Here is a 2482-nt window from a genome sequence, read left to right as displayed (position 1 = left end):
TGTAAGCGTAAAGCCACTGCCGCCTGTGATTCTGGTCCCGGGATCGTTAGGTTAGAGCTCCTTCTAAACCAGATGGAGCTCTATTCATGGAAAGTATTGCCGACTGGCGAACTGAATCACGCACGGTCTATTCCAACGACTTCAAACTTCGTATCGTTGAACTGGCTTCTCATCCCGATGCCAACGTCGCAAAAATAGCGAGAGAAAATGGTGTTGCTCACAATCTCATTTTTAAATGGCTGCGTATGTGGCAGAACGAGGGCCGGGTGTCACGTCGCCTGCCGGCGACCATCGTTCCACCTTCAGGCCCGTCATTGCTACCCGTCGAGATCATGCCGGACCCCGCTGTATCAGATACCGCCTCCGGGCTGTGTCCGCTGAATGCGTCTTCCTGTTGCGTGGAGTTCCGCCACGGCAAAATAACGCTTGAGAACCCGTCACCAGAGTTGCTGGCCGTGCTACTCCGCGAGCTGACCGGGAGAGGCCAATGATATCCCTCCCGTCAGGCACCCGTATCTGGCTGGTTGCCGGCGTCACGGATATGCGTAAATCGTTCAATGGTCTGGGCGAGCTGGTACAGCATGCCCTTGATGAAAGTCCGTTCTCCGGCCACCTGTTTATCTTCCGTGGCCGCAAAGGTGACACGATGAAGATCCTCTGGGCAGATGCTGATGGCCTGTGTCTGTTTACCAAACGGCTGGAAGAAGGCCAGTTCATCTGGCCTGCCGTTCGTGACGGTAAAATCGCTATCACCCGCACACAACTCGCCATGCTCCTCGATAAACTGGACTGGCGTCAGCCCAGGACATCCCGCTCCAACGCGCTAAGCATGTTGTAAATTAAATCATCCCGTTGCTATAACAGCGGGCATGAAACAGGACTATCTCGCCCGCATCAACGCGCTGGAAAACGAGCTTCGCCAGAAAGACAGTCAACTGAGCCTCGTTGCAGAGACTGAGTCGTTCCTGCGTTCGGCGCTGGCCCGCGCAGAAGAGAAAATAGAGAATGAAGAGCGAGAAATAGAGCATCTGCGGGCGCAGATAGAAAAACTGCGGCGGATGCTGTTCGGTACCCGCTCAGAAAAACTTCGCCGACAGGTTGAAGAAGCCGAAGCCCTGCTGAAACAGCAGGAGCAGCAAAGCGATCGTTACAACGGCCGGGATAACGATCCGCAGGTTCCGCGCCAGCTTCGCCAGTCGCGCCACCGCCGACCTCTACCAGAACATCTTCCCCGCGAAATAAACAGGCTTGAGCCAGCCGAAACCTGCTGTCCTGGTTGCGGTAGTGATATGGACTATCTCAGTGAAGTCAGCGCAGAGCAGCTGGAACTGGTCTCCAGCGCCCTGAAAGTGATCCGCACGGTCAGGGTGAAAAAGACCTGTACCCGATGTGACTGCATCGTTGAAGCGCCTGCGCCATCACGCCCCATCGAACGAGGTATCGCCGGGCCGGGTCTGCTGGCCCGCGTGTTAACGGCCAAATACTGCGAACACCTGCCGCTATATCGCCAGTGCGAAATCTTCGCCCGTCAGGGCGTGGATCTGAGCCGGGCTTTGCTCTCCAACTGGGTGGATGCCTGTTGTCGGTTAATGGTCCCGCTGGATGAGGCCCTTTACCACTACGTGATGGACTGCCGAAAACTGCATACGGATGATACCCCGGTGCCGGTACTGGCACCGGGCAGAAAGAAGACGAAAACCGGGCGCATCTGGACATATGTACGCGATGACAGGAATGCCGCTTCATCAGATCCGCCAGCGGCATGGTTCGCCTTCTCGCCGGATCGGCAGGGTAAGCATCCTCAACAACATCTTCGGCACTATCATGGTGTGCTGCAGGCGGACGCCTTCGCAGGCTACGATCGGTTGTTCAGCGCAGAGCGTGAGGGCGGTCCGTTAACAGAAGCGGCCTGCTGGGCCCACGCGCGCAGAAAAATCCACGACGTCTATATAAGTACTCAAACGGCCACAGCAGAGGAAGCGCTGAAACGAATCGGTGAGCTGTACGCTATCGAGGAAGCCATACGCGGACTCCCGGCAGCAGAGCGTCTGGCAACCAGGCAATCCCAAAGCAAACCGCTGCTGGCCTCCCTGCATGGCTGGCTGGTAGAGAAAAGCGCGACGCTGTCGAAAAAATCCCGGTTGGGCGAGGCGTTCGCTTATGCCCTGAACCAGTGGAGCGCGCTGTGCTACTACTGTGGTGATGGCCTTGCAGAGCCGGATAACAACGCCGCCGAACGGGCACTGCGTGCCGTCTGCCTTGGTAAGAAAAATTATATCTTCTTCGGCAGCGACCACGGAGGTGAGCGTGGAGCACTGCTGTACGGTCTGATCGGGACGTGCAGGCTCAATGGCATCGATCCGGAAGCTTATCTTCGCCATATCCTGAGCGTACTGCCGGAATGGCCTTCCAATAAAGTGGCTGAGCTACTGCCCTGGAACATAGATCTCACCGTCAATACGGCGCTCGCTTAACGCTTACG

3 protein-coding genes are annotated in these 2482 nt (G+C 56.7%); all 3 read left to right on the top strand.

Annotated elements, in window-relative coordinates; all coding sequences use genetic code 11:
- Window positions 1-86: 86 nt before the first annotated feature.
- From AAIR21_RS27570 to tnpC, 3 genes are read left to right on the top strand one after another with little or no spacing between them, the layout of a single operon-like run.
- Entirely contained in the window at window positions 87-491 is a 405-nt protein-coding gene (locus tag AAIR21_RS27570; RefSeq protein ID WP_422713265.1) for a transposase, read from the top strand.
- Entirely contained in the window at window positions 488-838 is a 351-nt protein-coding gene (gene tnpB / locus AAIR21_RS27565; RefSeq protein ID WP_422713266.1) for an IS66 family insertion sequence element accessory protein TnpB, read from the top strand. The genes AAIR21_RS27570 and tnpB overlap by 4 nt, the downstream gene beginning before the upstream one ends.
- A 31-nt stretch (window positions 839-869) precedes the next feature.
- Window positions 870-2474, top strand: a complete 1605-nt coding sequence (gene tnpC / locus AAIR21_RS27560) for an IS66 family transposase (RefSeq protein ID WP_434682792.1) — start codon at window positions 870-872, stop codon at window positions 2472-2474.
- Window positions 2475-2482: the final 8 nt, after the last annotated feature.

The organism is Enterobacter sp. PTB (assembly GCF_051130085.1).
Classification (GTDB): domain Bacteria; phylum Pseudomonadota; class Gammaproteobacteria; order Enterobacterales; family Enterobacteriaceae; genus Enterobacter; species Enterobacter ludwigii.
This window is presented reverse-complemented; position numbering and strand designations above follow the sequence as displayed.